Here is a 25,407-nt window from a genome sequence, read left to right on the forward strand (position 1 = left end):
CGGTACTCGACCAACCTGCAGGTCGTCATCGACGCCAACAGCCGCCTGGTGGTGACGGTCGGCCTGCCGCTGCCCGGCAGCCGCAACGACTGCCGGGCCTTCACCGAGTCCGGCGTCGACCGGGCCTGCCGCGGAGCCCCGGCCCTCGCCGACGGCGGCTACCAAGGCACCGGCCTCCTCATTCCACACCGCAAACGACGAGGCCAAAGCCACCTCAGCCCACAGCAGGAAGCAGAGAACGCCGTCCATCGCCGGGCCCGAGCACGGGTCGAACACGCCCTGTCGCGGCTGAAGAACTGGAAGGTCCTTCGGGACTGCCGGCTCAAGGGCGACGGAGTTCACCAGGCCATGCTCGGCATCGCCCGGTTGCACAACCTGGCCCTCACGGGATAACTCACACCCCATACGGGACAACCTCTAGCCATCCTCATTGATCGGTACGGGCACCCGGACATCGCCACGGCCATCCAGACGCCGCGCCGTGGGCCGTCCGAAGACCCCCGCCCGCCGGGAATTCCGACAGACCGTTGCGCACCACAACGACACCGGCGGCGCCGGGAACGAGTCCCCCGGCACCCCGGGGTCGCTCCGGCTGCGGAAGACCTCGGCGGCTGCTCGTTTCAAGGATCGGCCGGTTGGTGTGTGCCGGTTTCGTTGTCTGCTTCTCTACGCCACCGGGCGATGTCAGTTCGGACAGTACGGGCATGGGTGTGACCGGGCCCCAGCACCTCAGATAATCGCCGAGCAATACGTCCATGACGGTGGCCGCTTCGGCCACGCTTCAGGCTTCGCCCTTCCACTGGGCCAGAGCGAAGCGGGTCATCAGGGTTTCGGGATGGTCGGGTCCCAGCACCTGTGACACGTCGTGCAGCAGGACTGTCAGGGCGGTGGCAGTGCCCGCCGCATCTCCGGTCTCACCGCACCAACGGGCATGACTGAGCCGGGGGATGAGGGCGCGGCGGGGTTAGGCCCCCACATCCGCAGCAGGTTACCGAGTAGGGCTGCCTTCGCGTCGGCTGCTCCGGTCGCGTCTCCCGCTTCGCCCTGCCATCGTGCGAGGTTGAGCCGGGGCATCAGCGCGTCAAAGGTCCTCAAAACTTGGCTGGGATGCGCGGAAATCTGGATTGTCTTGACTGTCAGCGCGGGTGCGCCGACTCGGCTCACCAGTCGAGTCAAGAATGCCGCCGTCACATGTCCCACCTTCATGTCTCCCTCTGCGGGAGAGCCGAGCTCTTCTGCTCACCATGTGATCCGTGGATAGATCGGGGTTTATAACGCTGCCGGAGCGGTGGACTTCCCGTGTTTTCCTGGTGGACGGCGACGACGTCTGCTTCTGCTGTACGGCCGTGATCCGCGCAGGCCGGGGCACGATGGTGGTTCACCGTCGGTGGTGGCGTCGAGGACGGCGAGAGCTACCCTCAGGCTGCCGTGCGGGAAGTCCGGGAGGAGAGGCGCTGTCGCTTCCCGTCGGGCGCTTGGGCCCCGTTGTCTGGACCCGTCAGGCGATCTTCAGCGTCGACGGCCGTGTCTTCAATCAGTACGAGGAATACCGCCTTGGCCGCGTCACGGCCTATCGGTAGTTCGTTGAACCGGGTGGTAGAGATCAAGGGTTCTGCCGGTGGTGACCGCGTCGAGGAGGGCCTGGAGCTCGTGCGGCGGATCCTTGTCGGTCCAGGCGTGCCACCAGCGGGTCAGGGTGGTGGCCGGGATGAGCCAGGAGCGGACGGCAGGTAAGGCCCTGGGCCGGCAGGGCGGCTGGGGCTGGCGGGTGTGGTAGGTCCCCTCTCTGGCCGGTCGTCGGGGCAGGGGTCCGGTGCGGTAGCGTCCAGGAGTCCCGGCGGGGCGAACCGGAGCCCACCGTCAGCCCTACGGCGAACCCATCTCCAGAGCCACCTCTGGAGCGCCGCCGAGGTAACAGCTCCCCGCAGCCCCAGCGGGCCCGAGCCAGAACCGCAGCCAGGAGTCACCCGCCGAACCCGTACAGGACCGCCACCGGGAACAGCGCAGCACCGAGAACTGCACACGTGTCATTCGCGCTGAGCAGTGATGCGTCGAACTCGGCAACGTCAACGGCAACCAGCACGACGACCTCTGGTTCCGCGTCGATCCCCACACCTGCACGACAGCGCTCAACACCGACGAGGCCAAGAAGATCACCTTCGCCCCGCGCACCACGGGGTGCTGAACCGTACGACGACCGGGGCGGCCCGGCCCCTTCTGATGGCTCCGTGTGCAGCCGAGCTGCGCACATGGTGGTGGGTGAGGCGCAGGCGATTTGGGGAGAGTTCCCGCGCCGCCGTCGCATTTCGGTCGCTCTCCACCAGGCGTTTCGGGTTCGGGAGCCTTGTGAAAGCCCCCGGTCAGCCGCTGGGTGCCGACCCGGCCGCAAGGGCACGGGCCGGAATGCCACCGTACGGCGTCCCCGTACGAACCGACGGCATGGACGGGCTCGGCGGCCGGCGAAAGCATGGAAGGGCTCAGTCGGACGGGGGCGTTTCCGCGAAGCACATCGCGGCAGGGAAAGGGGGCCGCAATGGCGGTCGACATCACCCCTGAGATCCAGTACTACATGGTGATCACCGACGGCACTGGCCGGGGGATCAGCCGAGAGCCCTACATGAACTGGGACTTCTGCCTGCTGGCGAATAACGCGGGCAACAAGGGCTATCCGGTCGTCTTCCACACCAAGGGAACGGGCTACGCCATCGAGATGACGTCGAGCAACTGGGGCGGATATCGCTATCTGCAGCGTGTCGCGACCGGCGTGAAGCTGGTGCAGGAAGGTGACGCGCACATCTGGGTGGCGCAATCCCACACGAAGGGAGCATCGTTCACGACCTCCGGCGCTTCCATGGTGTACAACACGAGCGGCAAGGCGTGGATCTACGCCGAGGAGAGCATTCTCCCCAACCTGGGAAGGGACTTCGCGTTCTGGACGCTGGACAAGGTGTGACCGGTACGCGTAAGGGAAGGGGACCGGTGCACTCGCACCGGCCCCTCTTCACGTCACCGCCGCACCGGTCAGTGGCCGTGGTCGTGCACGTGGTTCGTCGCCTGGATCGTCTCCCCGGACTTGGGCTGGGCCACAGCCTCGGCCGGGGCGGCCGACCGCCACGGTTCACAAACAAGCTGAAGCTGGGGGTCAAGTACCTTGAGATGCAACGAACGCTGCCCTACCGGTAGTTCGTTAAACCCGGCGGTAGCGGGGTTGACACCTGGTCGGGGCGGTCGCAGGGCGGAGGGAGGGGGAGCCGGCAGCCTCGCCGAGTGGGGGGCATGATGACTGAGCGACGGACGTGTCCGCCTGCGCCGGGACCGTTGGAGGAGTACGCGGCCCGTTTCGATGATCTGTTCCTCAACCTCGCCCAGCGGCGTGGGTTTCGTGAGTATCTGACCGGGCTGCTCGCGCCGCGGGACCGGAACAAGACGCTGACCTGCCTGGCCGGAGCCGAGCCGGTGCTTGGCGCGGACCTGGCGAGCGTACAGCGACTGCAGTGCTTCCTCTCCGAGTCGCGCTGGGACAGTGAGCAGGTCAACGCCCGGCGGCTGGAACTACTGCGAACCGCCCCCGCCTTGGCACTCCACGAGGCCGGGGTGCTGGTTATCGACGACTCCGGAGACCGCCCCGACCAGGTGTCAACCCCGCTACCGCCGGGTTTAACGAACTACCGGTAGGTTGGTCTTCAATGACCGGGGTCGCGTGGCGCCTCGAACTTGACCACTCGGTTCGATACCCGACGTATGCCAGGGCTGCGTTTACGGTGGGGAAGTCCGCCAGGACGTTTCTACTGCCGGTCAGATCCAGGACGCGGAGAAGGCGTATAACTTGGTCCGGCCAGCAGGAGGGCGCCGTTGCGTCGGGTCGGCAGCCACTGCAGGCCCAGGAGGCAGTTCAGGCGGTGGGAGTCGCAGAAGGACAGAGCGGCGCAGTCCAGAACCACGTATCGGTGGTCGGTCTGGATGCATACCCCGAACACAGCTCGGAACAACCGTTCACCGGTTCCTCATTGCCGCGGCAGGACACTCGTACGTCCCCGGCTTCGCCGCCCCGAGCGGCCCAGCCTGGTCCGGGCCGCCGCGAGAACAAGCCCGCAGCAGCCCGAGCCGCATCAGCTCAGGCGTGTCGTGGCATACACCTCGATGGCATCGCGCTGGTACACCGCCGGCCCCGGCGCGATCCCCTCATCTGTACTGTGCGCTCGCGGTGACCGTCCCCGATCTCCGCCTCGGCCAATGTCGAGGTGTGCCGTTCGATGGCCTCGGCGAGCTCCGGGAAGTTGCGCAGGCCCCCCCACGTACTGGGCAGGGCGGATATCCTCGAAGGCTGTCACGCCGACATCCGGGCCGCCTGCGCGATCAGCCAGCTCGTTGCCGCCTCCTCACGAGGGCTTCACCCGGAGCCTGTCCTTCCGGCTCTGGCCAGTACGGCAGGAGCTGCCGTTGCGGCAGCTCCACGTACGTATCTGCACCATGCTTGCTTCAACGGCGGCGTCGGCTCTTCGCCCTGCCTGCCACGCGCCATGCCTCATGATGAAGGCGAGAATCCATACGAATCGGAAGGAATCGTATGGCCACACCGCTCTCCCGCCTACCGTGTCCGTTCCGGGCTCCGCTGCCCCGCTCGGGCCGGCCCCGACCCGTCCCCTGGCTGACCCTGGTGGCTGTCGCCTACGCACTGGTCCAGCTCGCCTTCGTCGTTCCGCACACTCACACCGGTCTCGGCTGGGACGAGACGGTGTACGTCTCACAGAGCGACCCGCGCACCCCGGCCGCCTACTTCAGCGCCCCCCGATCACGCGGCATCAGCTTCCTGGTCGCCCCCGTTCTTGCCGTCTCTCCGTCAGTGCCCTTGCTGCGCACGGTTCTGGCGCTCGCGTCAGCCGTCGCCCTGTACGGAGCGTTCCGTGTATGGGAATCGCTGCTCGGGCACCGTACGGCTGCGCTGGCCGCGCTGCTGTTCGCCGGGCTGTGGGCCAGTATGCTCAACGGCTCCCAGGTGATGCCCAACTTGTGGGTGGCCCTGTGTGCCGCTGCGGCAGTCGCCTGGTTCCTGCGGATTCCCGCGGACCCACGTGCCCGCTGGTGGCTCGCCGGTGCTCTTTGCCTCGCCACGCTCCTGCGGCTTCCCGACAGCGGTTGGCTCAGCCTTCCACTGCTGCTGACCGCCGTGTGCGTACAGGCGTACCGCCCCGCCGTCCCTGCCCTCCTCGGCGGACTCGCCCTCGGCAGCGCGCAGTGGGTCGCGGAGGCGTACGTCCGCTTCGGCGGAATCGGTGAACGACTGCACATCGCTGACGCCACCGAGGGCGGGATGGCTGCCGGCCACGGATTCGGGGCCGGTGCCGCAGCCGCGCTGCACAGCCTCAACGGACCGTTGCTCTGCCGCCCCTGCCATATCCCACTGCATGCCCCCGCGCTCGCCTTGTGGTGGCTGGCTCTGCCGCTCCTCGCGGTGACGGCACTGGTGTTCACCGTACGCCGGCGCCGCCCGTTCGCAGTCACCGCCCTGCCGTTGGGATGCGCCGCGTCCGTCGGCGTTCCCTACCTCTTCCTCCTCAACTACTCCGCGCCGCGCTTCTTTCTTCCCACCTACGCACTTCTGGCCCCGCCTCTCGCCGCCCTGGCCACGAGTGCGATGCGCAACGCCCGCTCAGGTCCCAACCGCCCCACCTGCTCCCGTCGGCGCCGTTTCGCCACCGCCCCCGCCGTCGGTGTGCTGCTCCTGGCCCATCTGGGATGCCAGGCCGGCGTCCTCACCCAGACCACCGCACAGACCTCCGCTCTCTCCCGCACCTACCGACAGGCCGCTGACAGGCTCCGGCAGCTCGGCATCCATCCGCCTTGTCTGGTTTCCGGTCCGCATGCGCAGCCCGTCGGCTACGACGCGGGCTGCGCCTCCGGCGACATTCAAGGCAACAACCGCTCCCCCACCCCACTGCAGTTGCGCCGGCAGGCATCTCGCCAACCAACCGCTGTCCTCACCGATGGCCACTCCCCTCCCCCGGCACTCGCCCGGGGCTGGCCCAAGTATCTACTTCCTGGCCATGGGCACTGGGTCGCGTACATCTGGCTGCCGCCCCCGAGGGCGGTCCGCGCAACACAGCCCCGTGCTCGCTTTCTGCACGCTGACAGCGATCCGGCGCGGCCTCCAGCCCTGTGGCGCTGCCACCGCCCTGTGCCCGGCCAACCGCCGTACCGCCGCACCACCGGTACGGCCCGGTCTTCAAAGACGGCTCCCCCTGCACACGGAGCCACCGCCCGGCCAACGGCACGTGGTGCGTGTCGAATTGGGTTCCAGCCGACTACGGCAGTCACGTCACCGTGCACGCCTGCTTCCGGCTGTACAGTGGCAGTCGGCAGGTCAACGACACCAGCACCAACTCGCCGTCGATCACGGTGTCGTTCACGGGCATGGCGCACTGCTGAACCACCACGCGCCGGAGTTCGGCGCTAGCCTCTCTGCCGCGGAGCCAGGCCACGCTCCCGACAGCAGTGACGGACACCCCTGCTTCTTGGTCAGAGCGCTGAACTCGGCCTGTACGGCGAACCCAAAAGCAGCAGGCGCAGCGGTCCAGCCGCCGTCATCCGCCGGGCGAGCGCCGGGGAAAGACGCCCCACCGCAAGCATGATCGCGAGTGCGGCGAGCCCGCCCACAACCAGGCCAGTCAGTACGTCGTGCGGATAGTGCACACCCACCCAGACGCGGGAGGCCGCCATGGCAACAGCCGCTCCGCAGGCAAGGGCCCCCAGCCACCGTGAGACGAACAGCAGCGCCACGGCCGCTGCCGCCGCGATCGCCGCGTGGTTGCTGGGGAACGACCAGTCGCCGGGCCCCGGGCACGCCTCCAGGGTGCTCACCCGCAGGCTCTGGCACGGCCGGTCCTCGCGGACCACCAGCTTCAGGACGACATCCAGGCCGTACGCCAGGAGAACGGCGAGCGGTACGGCCAGCGCCGTCACCGCAGCCGCGGCTCCCGTCCGGCGGGCCCGCCACCAGCCCAGTACCGCGACCAGGGCGAAGAGCACCAGTCCGTACGCGGACCACACCGTGACCGCGGTGTCCAGCCAGCGGGGCGAGTGCTGTGCCAGGCGCGTCACGGCTTCGTAGGCGGAGCCGTCGACCGGCGCCCCGTCGAACGCCAAGGTCACCTTCGGGCTCCCCTCACCAGGGCGGGCCTGCGGCCTCGGTACGCATACGAAGCGGTGACGGTCGGCATCAGCGAACCCACCGGGCCGGCGGGACGCAGGCGGGGTTGCGGCGACAGCACACCGTGCTGGTCCGGCGCGAGCTGCGACGATGGAACGGGTACGGGCATCGGCACGAGTCCTTCCGGCGACGGCCGGACGCACGGCCCCGGCCGCACACCCGACCGACTACAATTCCGTAGACGGTCTACAGCACTGTAGACGATGGTGAGGTGAGGAGCGTTCCCGTGAACGCCGAAAAGGACGAGCGCCGGCCGGGGGGCGAGCTGGAGGCCGCGGTGCTGGCCGCGCTGTGGGCGGCGGACACACCGCTCACCCCGGCCCAGGTACAGGCCGCTCTCGACTCCGGCCTGGCCCGTACGACCGTGACCACGATCCTGTCGCGCCTGCACGAAAAGGGCACCCTCCACCGGGAGCGGCAGGGGCGCGGCTACGCCTACCGTCCCGTCCAGGACCCGCACGGCCTGACCGCCCTGCGCATGCACGGCGAACTCGATCGCGACAGCGACCGCCAGGCGGTCCTGGCCCGCTTCGTCGCCCAGCTGAGCCCGGACGATGAGCAGGTCCTGCGCCGGCTACTGGAGGAGGGCCCGTGATGATCGCACTACTGCTGGTCCCGCTCCTCCTGCCCTGCGCGGCGCCCCTGCTGGCCCGCCGGATCCTCGACCGCTGCCCGCCGGTGGCCGCCCTGTGGACCTTGACCGTCTCGGCGCTGCTCCTCGCGGCCGGTACCGTGGCGGCGCTCGGCATCCTCGCGCTGACCGGCCTGCTCGACATCCCGGCCTTCGCCGCCCTCGGTGAACTGGTGCACCCGCTGCGCACCGCCCCCGAACGGCTGCTCCTGCCCCTGGCCGCCCTGGCCGCCACCCTGCTCACCCTCGCGACCCTCGCCCTCGGCCGCTCGCTCGTACGGCAGGCCGCCCGTCTGCGTACCGCCCGCTCCCAGGCCGGCCGCAAGCCCGCCGCGGGCGACCTGTGCGTCGTCGAATCGCCGCACCCCGACGCCTACGCCCTGCCCGGCCGCCCGCACCGCATCGTCGTCACCACTGCCATGCTGCGCAGCCTCGACGCACGCGAGCGCGAGGCCCTCTTCGCGCACGAGCGTGCCCACAACGCCGGCGGCCACCACTACTTCCTGGCCGCGGCCGAACTCGCCGCGCACTGCCACCCCGCCCTGCGCCCGGTGCGCGAGGACATCCGGCTGGCCGCCGAACGGGCCGCCGACGAAGCCGCCGCCATCAGCGTCGGCGATCGCGACCTGACCGCGCGCGCCATCGCCCGCGCCGCGCTGGCCGCGCACACGGCACACGCCTCCCGGTCCACGGTCACACCGGCGGCCACCACCGGCCCCGTACCCCGGCGGGTGACCGCCCTGCTGCACCCCGTCGTACGCGCCCCGCGCGCCGCCTCCTGGATCGCCGCCTGGCTGGCCGTCTGTGCCCTGCTGTCCTGCGCGACCGCAGGGACCGGCGCGCTCCACGTCCACCAGGACATCGAAGTCGCCCAGGGCGAGACCGGTCCCTGAGCCGCCCACGTGCGCGGCGTCGGCCGGCTCCTGTGGCCGGCTCCTGTCTGATCGCCGGTCGGCACGTGGTGAGGAAGACGGCCGCAGCCAGGGCCTCCCGGCCCGCACCGCAAGCCGCCCCCCGTCGGACGGCGCATACGCCACTACGCCGCCATGGCTGCCTCCCCTGCTCGGCCAGATGCTTCAGTCGGGTCTCCGCCATCCTCCATCCGGCCGCTGCGCCCCAACAGCCCGGCGAACCTACTGTTCCTCTTGCGGTTCCGGGCGTGTGGCGCACCGCCGCACCGTCGGCGCCGTGGGCCCGGCTGTCACGACTGCCGTCGGGGTCGGGACGGTCGTCCTGTCGCTCCTGCCACGACTTTCTGCAGCAGGCTGTACGAGAGGATCGGCAGCAGCACCCCGGGGCGGTGGGGAAACCAGCCGGCGGCCAACACGGCCGCCGCGCTGCTGTTGTTCATCCCCGTGGCGAAGGTCAGGGAGATCCCGTCCGGCCGCTCGCACCGCGTCCAGGCAGACATCCACCGACCGCAGTAGAAGGTCAGGCAGCACACCGTGCCGGACAGGCCGAGCGCCAGCATCAGCAGGTCGGGGTCCGGGCGGGCGAGCGCCTGCCCCAGTGCGCCCGCGGCGTTGACGTAGCAAAGGAGCAGGACGTTCACCAGGTTTACGGCCTTGACCGCGGGCAGAGTCCGGTGGGCCCGGTCTTCGCCGAGCGCGATGCGTACGGTGATACCGGCGAGGCACGGCAGGACCACCGACACCAGCGCGAACACTCCGGAGCCGGCCCGGGCGATGATGTCGACCGTGGCGGTGTCGTCCAGGGTTCCGGAACCGTGCGGGCCGACCAGGTGACCGGTCAGGTGGATCCCGAGCGGGACGGTGAGCGGGCTGAGCACCGTGGAGCCGATCACCATCGCGACGACCAGCGGGACATTGCCCCCAGCGGTCTGTCCCCACGAGGCGGCGCCGCCCGCGATCGGCATCGCCAGCACCAGCAGGAGCCCGACCACCAGCCCCTCCGCCTCTCCCGGATCGGGCCAGGTCCGCAGGCCCAGGGCAACGGCCGGCAGCACGAGCAAGGGGAGCAGGGCATTGGCGGCGATGCCGAGCACCAGCCGCGCCGGCCGGCACAGCACGACGCGCAGATCGGTGATGCGCACCCCCAGCCCGGCGTTGAACAACATCATCGCGAGCAACACCATCGGCAGGGTCAGCACGGACGCGCCCACCGGCATGCGCAGCACCAGGCCGCGCAGCGCCTCACCGGGCCCCGGCAACGCACCGGCCAGCACATAGCAGGCCAGCATCAGCCCCAGCAGCCACCGCTGCGCCACCGCCGTCACCGCCACCGCTGTCGTCACACAGCAGAGTTTAGCGATCACACGACGCAATTACTCCAACGCGTGACAGCGTTCGGCAAGGGGGCGCGCTCGCCCGGTTGGGGCTTGCGGCGGTGGGCTCTCGTGCGCCCACCGGACGTGCCGCAGCCCCCTCGGCTGCGGCACACCGGCGCGGGCGATGGGACCTGTCAGCGGTGGTTCCAGTGCTCGGTGTCGACGATCACGCGGTGGTCGTTGCGCAGGGTGGCGGTGTCGCGGTGGTTGTCCCAGGCGTAGGTGCGGCGGTTCTGGTAGACGTCGCGCATCGTGTCGTGGCCGCGGCCGGTGTGTACGCGGACCTGCTGGTGGCCGCCCAGGCGCAGGTGAAAGCGGTAGGTGGTGTGGGTGTGCCGGCTGGTCAGCGTCCAGCCGGTGAGGTTGACCGCGTGCCGGCCGGTGTTCTTCACCGTGACCCACTCGGCGTTCAGGCTCCGGTTGGAGCCGTCGTCGCGTCCGGGGCTGTCGGCCTGGACCGCGCCCAGCACGACCGGGGACCGGTGCGGAACCGGCAACTGGCGGCCGGTGGCCGAGGCCGGGCCCGCCAGGGCGGTGGCCAGGGCCGCCGATACCGCCGCGGCAGCGGCCAGACGCGGTGCGAAACGAATCACGTGATCCTCCTGGAGGACGCCCTGACGCACGGGGCGGGTAGAGCCCAAGTGCCGGCCGATCGCCGGGCGAAGACCACTGTGGAACCCCCCGGACGTGTGTGGTTGACGGTTTGACGGCCCATTACGCAACGCGGACCTCCCCATGCCCACCACACTCCGCCACCCCCAGGCGCACACGCCCTGGCGCACGCAGGTCGCCTCGCACCACCCCGATCACGTTCCGCGCCCGTCCCCTCCCGACGCGAACGGCAACTGCACCTCCGTTCTCCTGGCGAGCGCCTCATGCATCCCGGCGACGGCTGCGGCCTGCCGTCTGCGGCCTGCTGTGTGCCGAGACGGGCAGCCGGGGCGAGGCGCTCGCCCGGACGATCCCGCTGCCGCTCAGACAGGCCGGGACGGCGGCTGCGTCTGCTCGGAGTGGACGCGTCGCGTGCGGTACGGCGGTGTCGTGCAGACGGCCCAAAGGGTGCGGACGTCAAGACGGCGGTTACGGACAGCCCTCTCCTGTTCACGGCCAATTGCTGTTTCTTTCATGTGCCCCCTCCTGCCCAGGACGCGCTGTCGCCACGACAGTCGGTGCGGCCCGCGTTGGGCCCGTGTGCCCCAGGAGGGAGCGCTTCCATGCCCGACATGACCCGTCGCAGACTCCTCACCGGCGCCGCCGGTGCGGTCGGCGGCGCCGCAACGCTGTCGTTGCTGCCCCCCAGCGTCCAGGCGGCCGTGGCGGCCGGCCCGGTGCCCGGCGGCTCGCTGCGCGACATCGAGCACGTCGTCCTGCTGATGCAGGAGAACCGCTCGTTCGACCACTACTTCGGCACCCTGCGCGGCGTACGCGGCTTCGCCGACCCGCACGCGCCGCAGCTCCCCGGCGGCCGCCCGGTCTTCTACCAGCCGGACGCCCAACATCCCGACGGCTACCTGCTGCCCTTCCGCCTGAACACCCACGAGAGCAGTGCCCAGGCCATCCCCTCCACCAGTCACGCCTGGGCCGTCCAGCACGAGGCGCTCAACGGCGGGAAGATGGACCGCTGGTTGCCCGCGCACCGCAAGGCCGACGGCGTCAACGGCCCGTATGTGATGGGGTACCACACCCGGGAGGACATCCCGTTCCAGTACGCCCTCGCCGACGCCTTCACCGTCTGCGACAACTACTTCTGCTCGGTCCTCGGCCCCACCTGGCCCAACCGCCTGTACTGGATGACCGGCACCATCGACCCCGGCGGCACCCGCGGCGGCCCGGTCATCAGCAACACCGCGCCCAGCCCCTACCGCTGGACCACCTACGCCGAGCGGCTCCAGAAGGCCGGCGTCAGTTGGCGGGTCTACCAGGAACAGGACAACTACGGCTGCAACATGCTGGAGGAGTTCCAGCGGTTCCGTGACGCGAAGCCGGGCGATCCGCTGTACGAGCGGGGGATGCGCCGGCTGCCCGCGGGCACCTTCGAGGACGACGCACGCAACGACCGGCTGCCCGCGGTGTCGTGGATCATCCCCACCAGCTACCAGTCCGAGCATCCCGCCTACCTCCCGGCCGCGGGCGCCGACTACGTCGCGAAGAAGATCGAGGCCATCGCCGACAACCGCGAGGTGTGGCGCAAGACCGCCTTCATCCTCAACTACGTCGAGAACGACGGCCTGTTCGACCATGTGATCCCGCCGCCCCCGCCCGCCGGAACGCCGGACGAGTTCGTGGGCGGCCTGCCCATCGGGGGCGGCTTCCGTGTCCCGTGTCTGATCGTCTCGCCGTGGACGGTGGGCGGCTGGGCAGCCGGAGAAGCCTTCGACCACACCTCCGTCCTGCGCTTCCTGGAACGCTGGACGGGGGTCCGCGAGCCCAACATCAGCGACTGGCGCCGGGGCACCTTCGGCGACCTGACCTCCGCCTTCGGCTTCGGCAGCCCCGCGCACCGCCCGCCGTGGCTGCCCGACGACACCGAGGCGCAACTGGAGGAGGCCGAATGGGAGGTCGAACACCTCCCGAAGCCGACTTTCCCGGGTACCGGCCAGAAGCCGCCGGGCCAGGAGCCCGGAGGGCGCAGACGGCGCTGAGCGACCGGCGGGGGCGCGGGGAGCCCCGGCGGCGGGCGGCGGGCGGCGGGCGGCCGCTGTCATTAATAATGGACCCGCCCGGACACGGAGGAAGCGACGACGAGCGTACGCGCTTGGTGAGGGAGGCCGGTACACGGTGACCACGCGGCGCTGCTCTCCGGTGCGGCTGGCGATCGCTACCCTCGCCCTTGCCGCAGCAGGCACGGCCTGTACTCCGGTCGGTTCCGGCCGTGCACCGGGTACGCCGAAGACTGCCACCACCACCTCGCCGCAGGCCCAGGCGTACGACCCTTCCCACTTCGCACCACAGGTGGTCGCACACGCCCGCCAGGCCGGCGTGAGTGCCCGCCTGCTGATGGCGATCTTGTACAACGAGGCGTACAAGCCGCACGACCCGGAGTGGGAACGGGCCTGGCAGCGCACCAAACCGGACGCTGCCTTCGGCATCGCCAACATGCACAAGGCCGCCTTCGACCAGACCAAGCGCGGGCGCGACTTCGCCGACCGCGACTGGCACGAGCTGCCCGACGACCGTGACCTCGCCATCAAGGCAGCAGCCTGGTATCTGCACGACCTGGGCAGGCAACTGCCTGCCCAGCGCAGCGGATCGCTGTCCCGGGACGAACTGCTGGCCCTGGGCTACAACACCGGGGCGGGCAACATGCGGGCCTTCGCCAGGGGTACGGCACCCGGCCCCCAAGCCCAGACCTACCTGGACCGCCTGCACAACAACTGGACCAGAGCCCAGCAAGCCCTCCAACACACCTGACGCACCGGCCGCACACCTGCAACTCAGAGCGTTGTCCGCCACCCCTCACCAGGGGTCGGCCGGACCGTGGCCGTTCACTCGCCGCGGCCACGCCTCCCCGGGCCGACGGCGGCACTCGGCCACGGAGGTTCGCCCCGGCGGACCGAGCCGGCGGCCTGGCCCGGGGGCCGGTGCCGCCTGCGGTGCGCGGAGGTCAAGTGCCAGGGCACGCTGGTGACCATGACGCCGGGGGCGAACAGCAGCCGACTCTTGAGCCAGAGCGCGGACTGATTGTGCAGCAGGTTCTCCCACCAGTGGCCGACGACGTATTCAGGGATGAACACGCTGACCACCGTACGAGGGTGGTCTCGGCCGAGGGAGCGTACGTACGCGACGGCCGGCCGGGTGATCTCCCGGTAGGGCGATCGCAGCATTTTCAAGGGAATGCCGACGCCCAGACGGTCCCACTGCGACCGCAGCGTATCGGCTTCTTCGCGCTCCACCTCGACGGTGAGGGCTTCCAGGACGTCGGGGCGGGTGGCGCGCGCGTAGGAGAGAGCGCGCAGGGTCGGGCGTTGCAGGCGGGAGACGAGGACCACCGCGTGTACGCGGGTGGGTGAGCGCAGGTCGGCGGCGGGGTCGGTGACCTTCAGCTCGTCGGCGACGTTGGTGTAGTGCCAGTGGATCGTCCGCATCGTCAGCCACAGCACCGCCGCCGCGATCACCGCCAGATACGCGCCCTCGGTGAACTTGGTGGCCAGCACGATCACCAGGACCGATGCCGTCACCACCGCCCCCAGGGCGTTGATCGCCCGCGCCCGGTGGTGACGCCGGCGCACCGCCGGGTCCCGCTCGGTGGCCAGGGCGTGTTTCCAGTGCCGCACCATGCCCGCCTGGGAAAGGGTGAAGGACGTGAAGACGCCGAGGATGTACAGGTGGATGAGGCTCGTCACCGAGGCGTGGTAGGCCCACAGCAGACCACCGGCGATCAGGGCCAGGAAGATGATGCCGTTGGAGAAGGCGAGACGGTCACCGCGGGTGTGCAACTGGCGTGGCAGGTAACGGTGTTGGGCCAAAACCGACGAGAGCAGCGGGAAACCGTTGAACGCGGTGTTGGCTGCGAGCACCAGGACCAGGGCGGTGACGGCCTGGATGAAGAAGAACCCGAAGCCGTGGCCGCCGAAGACCGCCGCCGCGAGCTGGGCGATGACGGTGCGCTGGGGGGTGTGGGCGCAGTTGCCCGGAGCAGGGGTCAGGTCGCAAGTGTCCTGAGTGATGTGCACCTTGCTGATCAGAGCCAGGGCGGTGATGCCGGAGAACATCGCCACCGCGACGCCGCCCATCACGGCCAGCGTGGTGGCGGCGTTACGGGACTTCGGCCGGCGGAAGGCCGGGACGCCGTTGGCGATGGCCTCGACGCCGGTCAGCGCGGTGCAGCCGCTGGAGAAGGCCCGTAGCGCCAGGAGCAGCAGGGCGAGCGGGGCCAGAGCGTCCTGGCCGGGTGCGGCGTGGATGCCGTAGCGGGCCGACTCCGCCACCGGCGCGTCGCCCAGCAGCCAGCGCAACAGTCCAGTGGCACACATCAGGAGGATCCCGGCGACGAACAGGTACGTCGGAGCGGCGAACACCCGCCCCGACTCGCGCACCCCACGCAGATTGAGCGTGGCCAGCAGGGCCACGAACAACACCGCCATCGGCGTCCGGTACTCGTGCAGTACCGGAAGCGCCGAGATGATGTTGTCCACGCCCGAAGCGACGGAGACCGCCACCGTCATGACGTAGTCCACCAGCAGCGCGGCCGCGACCACCAGGCCGGCGGACGGGCCAAGGTTCGTGGACACCACGGTGTACGAGCCGCCACCGGACGGATAGGCGCGCACCACCTGCCGGTACGACAGCACCACCACCGCCATCAGGACGACCACCGCGACCGCCACCCACGGGGCCAGGTACAGGTAGGCCAATCCGCCCAGGGCGAGCACCAGCAGGATTTCCTGGGTGGCGTAGGCGACCGACGACAAGGGGTCGGAGGCGAAGACGGGCAGCGCCAGCCGCTTGGGCAACAGCGTCTCCCGCATGTCTTCCGTGGGCAGTGCCCGGCCGATCACGATGCGCTTGATCACGTCCAGCGGCTTCGGCATGCGGCGATCCTAGGCCGCGGCTGCGGCTCCGGAGGCGACGTTTTCCGGCGCCCGGTCCGCGTGTCGGACGCCGCGTCCGGCGTACGGTGTCACTCGCCCCGCCACCTGCCACGCCGTCAACCGCGACCCGACCTCTCAAGAAACGACTGGCCTTCCTGTCTCACCGCCCGAGTTCCCCATGTGCACGGAAGACCTCCAAGGTGGCTTCTCCGGGACCAGGCACCGTGTTCCTGCACGACTACGCTGTGCAGCCCGCCCTCTTCCGGTTCGCCCCCGCGCCGTCGCATCCGCACCCTGACGGAGCCTCAGGCCCGTCACGGGACGGAGTTGAGGGGGATGTTCCTCCTCCGTTCATCGTGAGCAGCCCTTTGGGAACTGTGCCATCGGGGCATCACTCCTACGTACGGCCTGCTCCCCCGTGCAGCCGGTACTTGACGGTGTGCCGCGTTCCCGCTCTTCTTCGTCCACTTGCCCGGAAGAGCTGGCGCCATGGCCGTCCGCGCCGTGGGCGCAGGTGGCCAGTCCTTGCACTCCCCTCGCCGAGGAGCACCTGTGCACGTCTCCCACCGCATCAAGGCAGCCGACTGGCCAGCTTTCGAACAAGTCCTGGACCAAGCTCTGACTTCTGAGGAAGTCAGGGAAGCAGCAGACGACGCCGGTGGTGTCTTTCCTGCCGAGCAGATGCGTACCGAGGTACTGCGATCCCGCGCCGCCATCACCTCCACGGCGGCGACCGAGTATCGCGACTACCTTCGAGCGCGCGCCTGGGCCACCGAAAACGGGCTACAACGCCGGCGGCATTCGCCCCGGCGCATCGGTGCCGGGGTCCGGCGCGCCTCGACCGGTATGGTGCCGTGCCTGACGGTCGTGGCCACCATCGTCTTCTTTCTCCTCGGCTACTACCTCTACGATTTGCGCACCCGGCCGAACCTCACCGACGAGTACCTGTCCATGGGCCTACTGGCCACCGCCGTGACGGTAGGTCTCGTCGTGGTCGGATGGCGAGCGGCAGAAGACGACTGTTCCGCCCCTGGCAGGAGCACGCCGGGCCCCGGCCACCTCAGTGTGGCGCAGGCCCGGGAGAACTGGCAGCAGGCTCTGCTGGAACGCGGGATCCTTCCGTACGTACTCGGCCGGATTCAGTTCCCTGGGCCACTGCAGCGTACGGGCAGCCACGGCCGGCCCACGCCGTCCGGCGCACGACGTACCGGCGATCGCAGGTCCAACAGCATGCGGTGCTTCGGTCGTGAGGGTTGCGGGCCCGGCGATCCGGAGAGGTGAACGGGCCCGCCGGAATACCGCAGGCCGGATCAGGTCTGACGTGTCGTGGCAGTGTTGGCCTGTGCCGGTGCTGACCCGGTGTTCCCACTGCCGACCGTCGATGGGGCCGCCCTGCTCCTCCAGGGCGGGCCGTATGGTCAGGTCAGGAGGCCGGCGACGGTCTGGGTCAGGGCGGCCAGTGACGCGCCACCGGCAGCCGCGGCGGCCATAGTGCTCAATTCCTCATTCGATGGGTACATGTCCTGGTGACAGGTCGGCCTTCGGGGTGGGGTGTCGGGCGATGGTCTTACGGGCACGGCAGGACAGCAGACCGCATGAGCGGGCGATGGTGCTGCGGCTGGCGAGAGCGAGGAAGGCCCCGCGGGACCTGGCGATGCGGGCAAGGATGGTCGAGCTGAGCTGGGCCGGGGAGACCGTGCCGATGATCGCCTGGGAGCTGTGCTGCAGCGAGAAGACCGTGCAACGCTGGCTCCACCGCTTCAACCAGGCCGGGCTCGGGTGTCAACAACGCTCGTGATCAATACAGCTAGCGAGTCGTGACGGTAGTTGAAACCAAGATCCGGACCGTATGCGGACCAACGCTCTCCCAACAACTGTCGTAGCCAGCATTACAGCAGGTCAGCCCCGCCCTGAGCCCTGTACCACCAACAGACGAAGGATCTGCTGGACGGCTGCGCTCAAGTGGCCGAGCCTGCCCCTTGGCGCCTCGTAACACTTGGCAGTCCCGCCTGACCGGGTCCGAGAATGGCCTCTGGCCAGCCTCACGATACGCCTGACGCTCCATCAGGACGTGCGTCAAATGAGCGTCACGAGCGTCATTTCGGCGTCAAGATATCGCCCGTAACGCCCACATCGCACATAATGCGCACGCGCAAAACCGCAGGTCAGGAGCCCTTTGTCGCCCTCTCAAGGATGACAACGCACTCCACATGATGCGTAACCGGAAACACGTAGGGACAATGCCGACGCCCCCAAGCGGCAAGCTGGCACCGATTGGGCTCACTGCAGCCCGTCCCTGATGCCGAGCAGAGCAGGGTACCCGCCAATGACCGGTTACCAAAACCGGCGATTCCTCGGATTATTGGTAGTCCACCGCATCTCCCCGATTCCCCACCGCCCGGAAGCAACCAAACCCGAAAGGCACTGCCGACAGGAATGCCCAGCCAGACCGGCGAAACACAACACGGCCCCTTCAGCCCCGAGCACATCCGCGCCACGTGGAGTGGAACCGCGAGCGTAGAGGACGCCGCCCAAGCGTTCGGCTTGTCGAGGTCGAAGAGCTACGACCTTGTGCGCCGCGGGAAATTCCCCTGCCGCGTGCTGCCGATAGGCCGCACGGCCCGCGTCGTCACCGCCTCCCTCCTCCGGGTACTCGAGAGCGGCGAGCCGGAGTACAACAGAACTTCCAACGCAACCCTCAATTCATCTTGACCAACTGCACGAAGACGCCCCGCCGGAGCAAGCCAGCGGGGCGTCTTCGTATCAGAACCACGTTCACACAGGCCCCCCATCGGAGCAAGCCGACGGAAGACCCCACATGTCACGAGCGATCACATAGATGTCACCAACCCCATGGATGCACTCACACCACAAGGCCCTGACCTGGACTTATGCGCTCGCCCTGGACCACCTGAACGCCCCTGGACGGCTTTTACGACATATGCCATGTGGGGCCGCTGACAGCGTCTCGGAGTGGTGCCGAGCTGTTCGGTAACGCTTGTGCCGACCCCGCACGTAACCGGGAGGTCGGGGGTTGACGTGCGGGGCCGCTCACCGAGTGTGGGCCGTCAGACTCCGATCAGGGTGTACGTACCCGTACCGTCCTGCCTGCCGCTGGAGTACTGGCGTATGAACTCCCCGTCCGCGTACCGGTCGTGGCCCATCATGGAGCCGGTGTACTTGTTCTGCACACCGATCTTCGAGCTGCCGGGTACGTCGCGGTAGATGTAGAACCGCTGGAGGTCGTCCTCCGTGCAGGGGACCGTCTGCAGCACCGCCCGTTCGGTGGCCGCGTTCTGCGCGGCGATGGTCGCGCATCCGCCGTTGCCCCAGTTCCACAGGGACGCCTCGATGACCCCGTTGCGCTCCGTCACGTTGCACAGGCGCCAGTTGTCCAGGTGGGCGCTGAAGATTGACGAGGGCCGCAGGCGGACACCGTCGTCCGCCAGGAGCGGCGCGCCCCAGGACAGGGGCTTGCCGGGTACGGCGATCTTGTAGGCCTGGGCTTGGCAGTCGAGAGCGGCCCGCGCGTTACGCCCGCTGGTGACCTTGGGCTGTTCGGCGGACGTGCCGCCGGCGAGCGCCGGGCGCTGCACGAGGCGGTCCCGCGTCTGCTTCTCCGTCGGCGCCACCGCACCCGCCGGGTGCTCGGCCTTCGCGGCGGCCGAGCCGCAGTCGAGGAGGCTCTGTGCCTTGGCCATGATACTGCCTGCGGGCACCCGGTCCTGGCAGCGCACCGCGCCTTCCTCAAGGGTGCTGTAGGTGGTGAAGTTGCCTCCGTCGGGCCCCTCGACCCACTTCAACGCCCAATTACCGTCGCCCTGTTGCACGCGGTTGCAGTTGAGACTTACGTACGTGCCGGTGACCTTCTTGGTGCCCTTGTAGGCGCCGTAGTAGCCGGGCTGGTTGAAGTTCCACGTGACCGCGTTCGACTCGGTGTTGGTGGAGGTGTAGCCGACCTTCACCTCAAAGCCCAGGCTCGCGCCGACCTTGCCGAGGGCCTCGGTGCCGAAACCGCCGTCGATCTTGCCGTTGAGACCGACGGAGACCGTGATGACCGTCTGGGTGGTGGTGGTGACGGTCTGGGTGCCTGTGGTGCCCTCGGTGACGTACCAGCCCTTGAAGTGGGTGATCGTCGGGGACACTTCGGTGGACTTGATGTACGGGTGGCGTGTGCCGAGGTCGGCCGCCGTACACGTGTCGCCGGGCGCGGGCGTCTGCGCCGTCGTGGTGGTGGGTGCTGCGGCAGCCGGTGAGGCGGCAAGGCCCATGGCGGTGACCGCCCAGGCGGCCGCCGTAGCGGTCACCGCCATGAGTGATCTGCCGTTGCGGCTGACGGGTCTGATGGGGCGCATCGTTGCCCTTCCCCCTGGTCGTGTGTGTTCGGTCAAGGGGTGAACGTAGCGGCCACGGGGGTAGTGGCGAGAGCCCTGAACTGGCCAAAAACGATCATAGAGGGGCTTATTCCGCCCCTGACGCGACCGGCTTGTTCGCGCATTCACGCCTCCAGCCACCGGTCGGGGACGTGGTGGGTGGTCATCCCGTCCATCCGGTGTGGTTCAGCCAGTCCTCGAAGGTCATCAAGTCGGGGTGCAGACGGCGCAGGAGCATATGGCAGGCGAACCAGGCGATGTCGTCGAGGGCGACGAGCGGGTAGCGGGCGGCGCCGGGAGGTAGCCGGAAGGTCAGGCCGCCCTGGCCGTCCGGCCAGGGAGTGAGCCGGTGCCGCAGGTTCTCGAAGTACGGCGCCGTGGTCAGTACCGAGACGTGGTCCGTGTACCAGCCGTCGGACTCCTTGCGGAGCATTTCCTCCGACCGCATCAGGCCGATATGGGCAGCGACGGCGGCTGCTGTCGAAGTGCGCGACGGGGCGGCCGGTCAGGGACACCGCGCTGTCCGACGAGGACCAGATGAATCGCTCCACACAGGCCCGCTCCGCGGCATGGCGTTCTTCCCTGATGTGTCAGCACGTGTTCGGCCACCTGGGCGTGGGTGGCAACCCAGACGTCGCCGGACTTACGGACGTGGTCGAGGGTCTGGCCAACCATCCCCGCCAGGGGCGGTCGGCCTCCGACGTGGGCGTGGACGGTCAGGCGGAAGACGCCTGGGCCGGGGGCGGCGAGCAGCTGGTCCAGTAGCTCACGGTGCAGGTCGCGGTAGGCGTACGGGCCGGCCGCGGCGTCGCGGACGTCGGAGGGGTCGCTGTGCATGAGGGAGACCAGAGGGCCGTGAGCGGTGGACAGGAGCTGCGGGAGGTCGTGGTCGCTGTGGTCGCCGGTCCAGCGGTAGCCGGCCTCGGCGAGGAGGTCGGCCGTGTGTCTCGAACCGGTGGCGCGTGGACTCATCCAGCCCGCCGGGCGGACGCCGGTGACTCGGCGAAGGATGTCGGTGCAGCGACGGATACTGGCCCGCTCGGCATCGGCACCGAGCAGCGCGGGCACCAGGTCCTGGGCCCAGGAGTGCGCGGCGACCTCGTGACCCGCCTCGTGCACGGCCCTGACGGTCTCGGGGTGCCGCTCGGCCACCAGTCCATTGACGCCGACGGTGGCGGGCACGTCACCGAGGACGTCGAGCAGCCGCCAGATGCCGGTGGTGACGCCGTAGTCCACCCAGGAAGTGCTGTGCGTGTCGTCGCTGCCGGACAGCGGCCACGCCGCGGCCATCGGCGCGTACGCGGGCCAGTGCCCCGGCGACCACAACTCCAACGCGACGGTGATCAGCGCGACGACCTTCCGCCCGCCCGGCCAGCCGGTTTCTGCCCTCATGTGGTTCTCCCCGCTCGGTGGCTTCCGCCGTGGACGCTAGTGAGGGGGCAGGTACCTCCAGGTTCCTGGCGGCGGGCTACGGTCGTGGCATGCGCGCGTACTCCGGCAGCGTCTTCCTCGCCGACTGCCCGGCTCGGCTGGCGGTCGAGATCATCGCCGACAAGTGGGCGGTGGTCGTGCTGTTCGGGTTGAGCCGGAAACCGTGCAGACACGGCGAGCTGGTCGACCTGGTCGGCGGCATCTCGCGGAAGGTGCTGACCCAGACGCTGCGGCGGTTGCAGGGCTACGGCCTGGTCGACCGCCACGTCGATGCCGGGAAGATCCAGTATGTGCTGACCGACTTGGTCCGGACGCTGGTGGAGCCGATCGCTGTGCTCACCGAGTGGGCTCACGAGCACGGCGCGGCCGTCGTGGAATTCCAGGAGTCCCGCACTTCGGACCAGCGGGCCCGGTGACGATCGCGACGATGACCTCACGCTCGTCGATCTCCGGCCAGCGGACATGACCGGCGCCTGAGCCCACAGTTGCGCGCCCGGCGCCTACGCCCTCACCAGGCCGGGGAAGCTGCTACTCGCTCGCGTGTGGTCCCGTCGTCCGGGTGGTTCGTCTGCGCGGAAGGCTCCGGTCCATGGTCCGCGTAAGACTTTCGCCGATCAGGTGCCGGGGCTCACGGGCCGGGGAGCGTATGTACGGTACGCCCAGTGCAAGGGCTTCTCCGCGAACGCGTCCTGCTGGCATTACCGGACGTCACACGACCACATGAGGTGGACCAGAAGCCGGGCCGTATCTTCGGCCCACTCAGTGTGAGGACCGAAGCAGCTTCTCCTCCTCAGACCGGCGGGCTTGCGTCTGAACCGGAGATGTCCCGGCCGTGCGCGGACTGGCAGGATGGGGGACGCCACGTGTCCGGCCCGCTGACCTCGGGAGCGAAGGATGCTGGAGAAGTTCAGGGCGCAGACCCGGGCACGGAGAGGTGAGCGCCGCGCTCACGCCGACTATACCGGTGGGGTCTACGGTTCACTGCTCGCCGCCTCCGTCGTGGTCGGAGCCAGTACGCTCGGGAACTTTCCGAGGCTGGAGCTGGCGTTGCTGCTGCTCGCCACCGGGGTCGTCTTCTGGCTCGCGCACGTCCATGCCCAGCTGTTCGGCGCGCGCATGGCGCAGCGCTCCCTGAACCCAGGAACCGTGCTGCACGTGTGCCGTGAGGAGTGGCCCATCGTGGAGGCCGCCGTGCCTTCCGCGGTAGCCGTGCTGGTCAGCCCCCTACTGGACCTCGATGTCCAGGGAGCTGCCTGGCTCGCCCTCGCCGTCGCTCTGATCAGCCAGGTGGGCTGGGCGACCGCTGCCGCTCGGCGCGCAGGCGCCCGCTGGCGCCAAGTGGTCCTCACCGACGCGGTCAACCTCGCGATCGGCCTGCTGATCGTCGCCCTCAAGTTCGCGCTGAAGCACTGATATGGGGCACGATGCGGCAGCCGTACCGACCGGAAGTCCTCTCGCCCCGCGACGAAGGGGCGTGAGCGCCGGGTCCGCTCCGGACGGCTCGTGGCCCTCGGGCCGTACACGTCGGCAGCGGCTCAGGGTGCCGGTGACTGTGCCGGTGACCACGAAGTCAGCCCGCTTTCACCGGTCGGCCCGTTGCCACCGCTGACATTGCGAGCCAGGGGGGCGGGGTGGCTCAAGGGGCTAAAGATACTTAACCCTGCCCGTTCGGGGAGCTGCCTGGCTCTTGAGTGTTGACTAGCATTTGCATGGGCACCCATCGTGCAATCCCATATGGGAATCGCTCACCACAGCACGACTGGCAGGCAAGATCCGACCGAACGAAGGTGGGGATGTTGATGCAGGTCAACAATGGTGTTGCCGCCAACGAGATCCCTGGCGTGACGTGGCAGAAGGGGAGCGCAAGCCTCGGGGACGGGAACTGCATCGAGATCGCAGCGCTACCTGAGGGGGGCGTGGCCATGCGCAACTCTCGCTACCCCGACGGGCCGGCACTGGTGTTCACCACGGCTGAGCTTGCGGCGTTCGTCGCGGGCGCCAAGGATTCAGAGTTCGATCACCTGACGCTCTGAACAGTGAACCTTAGGCCATAGCTTGGATCGGCGGACTCCGAGACGGCATGCTGGGTACGCTAAGTGCCTTCTGCCTTCTCGGAGTTCGCATGCCTACCCCTCGTCTTGCGCGTTTACGACCTGACGCGTCTGTCGTCCCCTTGCAACCGGCACCCTCTCGTGCTGTCGCGGGTCGGCTGCTGGGCGAGGAACTGCGCCGGTGGCGGGAGTCGCGAGGGCTGACGCTGAAAGACGTGGCTCCGGTCATACGGGGGTCGACCTCGAAGATCAGCAGGTTGGAACGCGGAGAGAGCCCTCCCAAGCCGCGGGACGTGCGGGACCTGGCCCGCCACTACGGCCTCGGCCAACAGGAGATGCAGTTGGTGGAGCGGCTCCTGGAGCAGGCTCAGGACTGCGAGTGGTACGAGCAGTTTTCGGATGTGACCCCCACCTATCTGCGTCGGCTCATCCAGCTGGAGGGCTCTGCGAAGTCGATCTGCACCTTCGAGAACCAGGTGGTTCCCGGGTTGCTACAGACCCGCGAGTACGCCCGGGAGCTTGTTCGGCTCGTGATGCCCGGCGCCTCGGAGGACGAGATCGACAGGGTCGTGGAGCTACGGATCAGGCGCCAGCTCATTCTGGCGCACGGCGTTCCCCGACTCACTGCCTTGCTCGACGAGAGCATCCTGTACCGGCCCCGCGGCGGCGACCGGGTCATGCGGGAGCAGATGGAACATCTGCTTCGCGCGGCCGGCACCGCCAAGGTGAATGTACGTGTGATCAAATTGGACCGGGTGACGCCACCGCATCCGATCACGCATCTGGTCTTCCCCGAAGGGGGCCCCTCGGAGCTCGCGTACGTCGAGCTCATCAGGAGCGCGAACTATGTGACTCAGACCAGGGCCCTCGACGATTACCGGAAGATACTGACCCATCTGCGCGATATCTCCGCCAGCTTGGAGGAGAGCAGGGACATCATCGTGGAAGCCGCAGAACGCTATCGCTGACCGGAACCGCCGAGGGCCTGCCGGCTGCGCCTAGAGGAGGCCCATTCCGCCCCATTCGACCCACTCCGTGGGCCGCATATCGGGAGGTGGGGGCGGCGTATCGGGGCGCCAGTCGATCACATCCACCAGCCCGGGGTCGACGATGGTCATGCCTTCGAAATACTGCCGGACTTCGTGGTCTTCCCTCACACGGCCCCAGCGGTTGTGAGTGCTCTCAGCCATCAGCTGGGTGACATCACGGCGTACGGTGGGGTTATCACTGACCAGCTGACAGATGACCATGCAACTGCCCGCTGGAAGCGCCGCGGCGACCCTTTTCACCAAAGCTGCAGGGTCTCGTTGATCGTCGGTGTCCGGCAGGCAGTGCAGGACCGACACGAAGAGGGCCGCAATGGGCTTCGTCCAGTCGAAGAATTCCTTCGTGGCTTCGAGAATCCGTTCGGTGTTCCGCATGTCCTGGTCGATGACCATCGTATTGCTGTTCTCGTGCAGAGTCGTGCGTCCGTGTGCGAGCACCATCGGGTCGTTGTCGATGTAGGCGACCTTCGCGTCGGGGGTTACCCGCTGCGCCACTTCGTGCACGTTGTCCTGGGTCGGCAGACCGGATCCGTGATCGAGGAACTGGGTGATGCCGAAGTCGGTGACGATGATGCGCACGACGCGCCGGAGGAACTCGCGGTTGGTGCGGGCCAATTGCTGGGAGTTGGGCGCGATTCTCAGGAGTCTGTCACAGGCGTCCCGGTCCACCTGGTAGTTTTCCACGCCTCCCAACAGCCAGTCGTACATGCGGGCGACGCTGGGTGTCTCCATGTCGATGTAGTGAGCTTGGGATTCCTCCCCGTGGGCCATGCCCCCTCCTCGGCGGCCTGAGACGAAGGCCAAATGCAGTGGGAGGGACCCATCGTAGGGAGGAGCGGGGCCGCGCGCT

23 protein-coding genes and 1 pseudogene are annotated in these 25,407 nt (G+C 68.9%); 15 read left to right on the plus strand and 9 right to left on the minus strand.

The features are described from left to right. Positions 1 to 393: transposase family protein (locus ACH4OW_RS16175; RefSeq protein ID WP_398028240.1), on the plus strand; the 393-nt coding region annotated here is incomplete at its 5' end. A 1,011-nt stretch (positions 394 to 1,404) separates the two neighbouring features. Further along, positions 1,405 to 1,734, plus strand: a pseudogene (locus ACH4OW_RS16180) (hypothetical protein); the annotation flags it as partial. Between the two features lie 229 nt (positions 1,735 to 1,963). Here the strand turns inward: ACH4OW_RS16180 and ACH4OW_RS16185 are convergent. Beyond that, on the minus strand, positions 1,964 to 2,113 hold the full coding sequence (locus ACH4OW_RS16185; protein WP_398028242.1) for a hypothetical protein: 150 nt from the start codon (positions 2,111 to 2,113) through the stop codon (positions 1,964 to 1,966). Between the two features lie 420 nt (positions 2,114 to 2,533). Here ACH4OW_RS16185 and ACH4OW_RS16190 point away from each other — a divergent pair, with 420 nt between their 5' ends. After that, the gene (locus tag ACH4OW_RS16190) at positions 2,534 to 2,953 is read left to right on the plus strand and encodes a hypothetical protein (RefSeq protein ID WP_360131759.1); all 420 of its coding nucleotides are present in this window, start codon (positions 2,534 to 2,536) and stop codon (positions 2,951 to 2,953) included. Between the two features lie 365 nt (positions 2,954 to 3,318). Then, positions 3,319 to 3,675, plus strand: a complete 357-nt coding sequence (locus ACH4OW_RS16195) for a transposase (protein ID WP_398028244.1) — start codon at positions 3,319 to 3,321, stop codon at positions 3,673 to 3,675. A gap of 2,841 nt (positions 3,676 to 6,516) precedes the next feature. Here the strand turns inward: ACH4OW_RS16195 and ACH4OW_RS16200 are convergent. After that, a complete protein-coding gene (locus ACH4OW_RS16200) occupies positions 6,517 to 7,149 on the minus strand; it encodes a phosphatase PAP2 family protein (protein ID WP_398028246.1) in 633 nt (210 codons plus the stop codon). A 284-nt stretch (positions 7,150 to 7,433) separates the two neighbouring features. Here ACH4OW_RS16200 and ACH4OW_RS16205 point away from each other — a divergent pair, with 284 nt between their 5' ends. Then, positions 7,434 to 7,802, plus strand: a complete 369-nt coding sequence (locus ACH4OW_RS16205; protein ID WP_398028248.1) for a BlaI/MecI/CopY family transcriptional regulator — start codon at positions 7,434 to 7,436, stop codon at positions 7,800 to 7,802. Further along, complete coding sequence (locus tag ACH4OW_RS16210) at positions 7,802 to 8,731, plus strand: M48 family metalloprotease (protein WP_398028250.1); 930 nt, start codon at positions 7,802 to 7,804, stop codon at positions 8,729 to 8,731. Before ACH4OW_RS16205 ends, ACH4OW_RS16210 begins: the two co-directional genes overlap by 1 nt. A gap of 308 nt (positions 8,732 to 9,039) precedes the next feature. Here ACH4OW_RS16210 and ACH4OW_RS16215 read toward each other — a convergent pair whose 3' ends face one another. Both ACH4OW_RS16215 and ACH4OW_RS16220 read right to left on the minus strand, forming a co-directional pair. Then, positions 9,040 to 10,092: a bile acid:sodium symporter gene (locus ACH4OW_RS16215; protein WP_398028252.1), complete on the minus strand. Its 1,053-nt coding sequence runs from the start codon at positions 10,090 to 10,092 to the stop codon at positions 9,040 to 9,042. Between the two features lie 167 nt (positions 10,093 to 10,259). Then, entirely contained in the window at positions 10,260 to 10,718 is a 459-nt protein-coding gene (locus tag ACH4OW_RS16220; protein WP_398028254.1) for a lamin tail domain-containing protein, read from the minus strand. A 621-nt stretch (positions 10,719 to 11,339) separates the two neighbouring features. Between ACH4OW_RS16220 and ACH4OW_RS16225 the strand changes: the two genes are divergently transcribed. After that, positions 11,340 to 12,767 carry an alkaline phosphatase family protein gene (locus ACH4OW_RS16225; protein WP_398028256.1) on the plus strand — a complete coding sequence of 476 codons (1,428 nt, stop codon included), beginning with the start codon at positions 11,340 to 11,342 and terminating at the stop codon, positions 12,765 to 12,767. Between the two features lie 136 nt (positions 12,768 to 12,903). After that, positions 12,904 to 13,536, plus strand: a complete 633-nt coding sequence (locus tag ACH4OW_RS16230) for a lytic transglycosylase domain-containing protein (RefSeq protein WP_360140362.1) — start codon at positions 12,904 to 12,906, stop codon at positions 13,534 to 13,536. Positions 13,537 to 13,610: 74 nt separating this feature from the next. On the opposite strand, the gene ACH4OW_RS16235 is transcribed toward ACH4OW_RS16230, so the two are convergent. Then, positions 13,611 to 15,656, minus strand: a complete 2,046-nt coding sequence (locus tag ACH4OW_RS16235; protein WP_398028258.1) for an APC family permease — start codon at positions 15,654 to 15,656, stop codon at positions 13,611 to 13,613. A gap of 552 nt (positions 15,657 to 16,208) precedes the next feature. Here ACH4OW_RS16235 and ACH4OW_RS16240 point away from each other — a divergent pair. The 3 genes from ACH4OW_RS16240 to ACH4OW_RS16250 all read left to right on the plus strand — a co-directional run bounded on the left by ACH4OW_RS16240 (position 16,209) and on the right by ACH4OW_RS16250 (position 18,368). Then, the gene (locus tag ACH4OW_RS16240; RefSeq protein WP_398028260.1) at positions 16,209 to 16,937 is read left to right on the plus strand and encodes a hypothetical protein; all 729 of its coding nucleotides are present in this window, start codon (positions 16,209 to 16,211) and stop codon (positions 16,935 to 16,937) included. A 373-nt stretch (positions 16,938 to 17,310) separates the two neighbouring features. Further along, a complete protein-coding gene (locus ACH4OW_RS16245) occupies positions 17,311 to 17,454 on the plus strand; it encodes a helix-turn-helix domain-containing protein (RefSeq protein WP_398028262.1) in 144 nt (47 codons plus the stop codon). 638 nt (positions 17,455 to 18,092) lie between these two features. Beyond that, positions 18,093 to 18,368 carry a helix-turn-helix transcriptional regulator gene (locus ACH4OW_RS16250; protein WP_398028264.1) on the plus strand — a complete coding sequence of 92 codons (276 nt, stop codon included), beginning with the start codon at positions 18,093 to 18,095 and terminating at the stop codon, positions 18,366 to 18,368. A gap of 356 nt (positions 18,369 to 18,724) precedes the next feature. Here ACH4OW_RS16250 and ACH4OW_RS16255 read toward each other — a convergent pair whose 3' ends face one another. From ACH4OW_RS16255 to ACH4OW_RS16265, 3 genes are all read right to left on the minus strand, one after another. After that, the gene (locus ACH4OW_RS16255) at positions 18,725 to 20,011 is read right to left on the minus strand and encodes a hypothetical protein (protein WP_398028266.1); all 1,287 of its coding nucleotides are present in this window, start codon (positions 20,009 to 20,011) and stop codon (positions 18,725 to 18,727) included. Positions 20,012 to 20,192: 181 nt separating this feature from the next. Further along, on the minus strand, positions 20,193 to 20,477 hold the full coding sequence (locus ACH4OW_RS16260) for a hypothetical protein (RefSeq protein ID WP_398028268.1): 285 nt from the start codon (positions 20,475 to 20,477) through the stop codon (positions 20,193 to 20,195). Beyond that, the gene (locus ACH4OW_RS16265; protein ID WP_398028270.1) at positions 20,477 to 21,421 is read right to left on the minus strand and encodes a polysaccharide deacetylase family protein; all 945 of its coding nucleotides are present in this window, start codon (positions 21,419 to 21,421) and stop codon (positions 20,477 to 20,479) included. Before ACH4OW_RS16265 ends, ACH4OW_RS16260 begins: the two co-directional genes overlap by 1 nt. Positions 21,422 to 21,510: 89 nt before the next feature. Here ACH4OW_RS16265 and ACH4OW_RS16270 point away from each other — a divergent pair, with 89 nt between their 5' ends. The 4 genes from ACH4OW_RS16270 to ACH4OW_RS16285 all read left to right on the plus strand — a co-directional run bounded on the left by ACH4OW_RS16270 (position 21,511) and on the right by ACH4OW_RS16285 (position 24,479). Further along, on the plus strand, positions 21,511 to 21,876 hold the full coding sequence (locus ACH4OW_RS16270; protein WP_398028272.1) for a winged helix-turn-helix transcriptional regulator: 366 nt from the start codon (positions 21,511 to 21,513) through the stop codon (positions 21,874 to 21,876). Positions 21,877 to 22,354: 478 nt separating this feature from the next. Then, positions 22,355 to 22,873, plus strand: a complete 519-nt coding sequence (locus tag ACH4OW_RS16275) for a hypothetical protein (RefSeq protein WP_398028274.1) — start codon at positions 22,355 to 22,357, stop codon at positions 22,871 to 22,873. Positions 22,874 to 23,259: 386 nt separating this feature from the next. Continuing rightward, entirely contained in the window at positions 23,260 to 23,493 is a 234-nt protein-coding gene (locus ACH4OW_RS16280; RefSeq protein WP_398028276.1) for a DUF397 domain-containing protein, read from the plus strand. A gap of 89 nt (positions 23,494 to 23,582) precedes the next feature. Next, complete coding sequence (locus tag ACH4OW_RS16285) at positions 23,583 to 24,479, plus strand: helix-turn-helix domain-containing protein (RefSeq protein ID WP_398028278.1); 897 nt, start codon at positions 23,583 to 23,585, stop codon at positions 24,477 to 24,479. A 30-nt stretch (positions 24,480 to 24,509) separates the two neighbouring features. Here ACH4OW_RS16285 and ACH4OW_RS16290 read toward each other — a convergent pair whose 3' ends face one another. Then, positions 24,510 to 25,328 (minus strand): SAM-dependent methyltransferase, encoded by an 819-nt coding sequence (locus tag ACH4OW_RS16290; protein WP_398028280.1) that lies wholly within the window; start codon positions 25,326 to 25,328, stop codon positions 24,510 to 24,512. Positions 25,329 to 25,407: the final 79 nt, after the last annotated feature.

The sequence above is a fragment of the Streptomyces sp. NPDC017056 genome, assembly GCF_044332485.1.
Taxonomy (GTDB): domain Bacteria; phylum Actinomycetota; class Actinomycetes; order Streptomycetales; family Streptomycetaceae; genus Streptomyces.

Bases quoted from the DNA above. Each gene is read 5' to 3' on its own strand.
- ACH4OW_RS16270 (WP_398028272.1), top strand. From the start codon at position 21,511: ATGCGCGCGTACTCCGGCAGCGTCTTCCTCGCCGACTGCCCGGCTCGG.
- ACH4OW_RS16265 (WP_398028270.1), bottom strand. From the start codon at position 21,421: ATGAGGGCAGAAACCGGCTGGCCGGGCGGGCGGAAGGTCGTCGCGCTG.
- ACH4OW_RS16250 (WP_398028264.1), top strand. From the start codon at position 18,093: ATGCCCAGCCAGACCGGCGAAACACAACACGGCCCCTTCAGCCCCGAG.
- ACH4OW_RS16260 (WP_398028268.1), bottom strand. From the start codon at position 20,477: ATGCGGTCGGAGGAAATGCTCCGCAAGGAGTCCGACGGCTGGTACACG.
- ACH4OW_RS16225 (WP_398028256.1), top strand. From the start codon at position 11,340: ATGCCCGACATGACCCGTCGCAGACTCCTCACCGGCGCCGCCGGTGCG.
- ACH4OW_RS16255 (WP_398028266.1), bottom strand. From the start codon at position 20,011: ATGCGCCCCATCAGACCCGTCAGCCGCAACGGCAGATCACTCATGGCG.
- ACH4OW_RS16290 (WP_398028280.1), bottom strand. From the start codon at position 25,328: ATGGCCCACGGGGAGGAATCCCAAGCTCACTACATCGACATGGAGACA.
- ACH4OW_RS16275 (WP_398028274.1), top strand. From the start codon at position 22,355: ATGCTGGAGAAGTTCAGGGCGCAGACCCGGGCACGGAGAGGTGAGCGC.
- ACH4OW_RS16210 (WP_398028250.1), top strand. From the start codon at position 7,802: ATGATCGCACTACTGCTGGTCCCGCTCCTCCTGCCCTGCGCGGCGCCC.
- ACH4OW_RS16190 (WP_360131759.1), top strand. From the start codon at position 2,534: ATGGCGGTCGACATCACCCCTGAGATCCAGTACTACATGGTGATCACC.
- ACH4OW_RS16280 (WP_398028276.1), top strand. From the start codon at position 23,260: ATGCAGGTCAACAATGGTGTTGCCGCCAACGAGATCCCTGGCGTGACG.
- ACH4OW_RS16285 (WP_398028278.1), top strand. From the start codon at position 23,583: ATGCCTACCCCTCGTCTTGCGCGTTTACGACCTGACGCGTCTGTCGTC.
- ACH4OW_RS16235 (WP_398028258.1), bottom strand. From the start codon at position 15,656: ATGCCGAAGCCGCTGGACGTGATCAAGCGCATCGTGATCGGCCGGGCA.
- ACH4OW_RS16245 (WP_398028262.1), top strand. From the start codon at position 17,311: ATGCGGGCAAGGATGGTCGAGCTGAGCTGGGCCGGGGAGACCGTGCCG.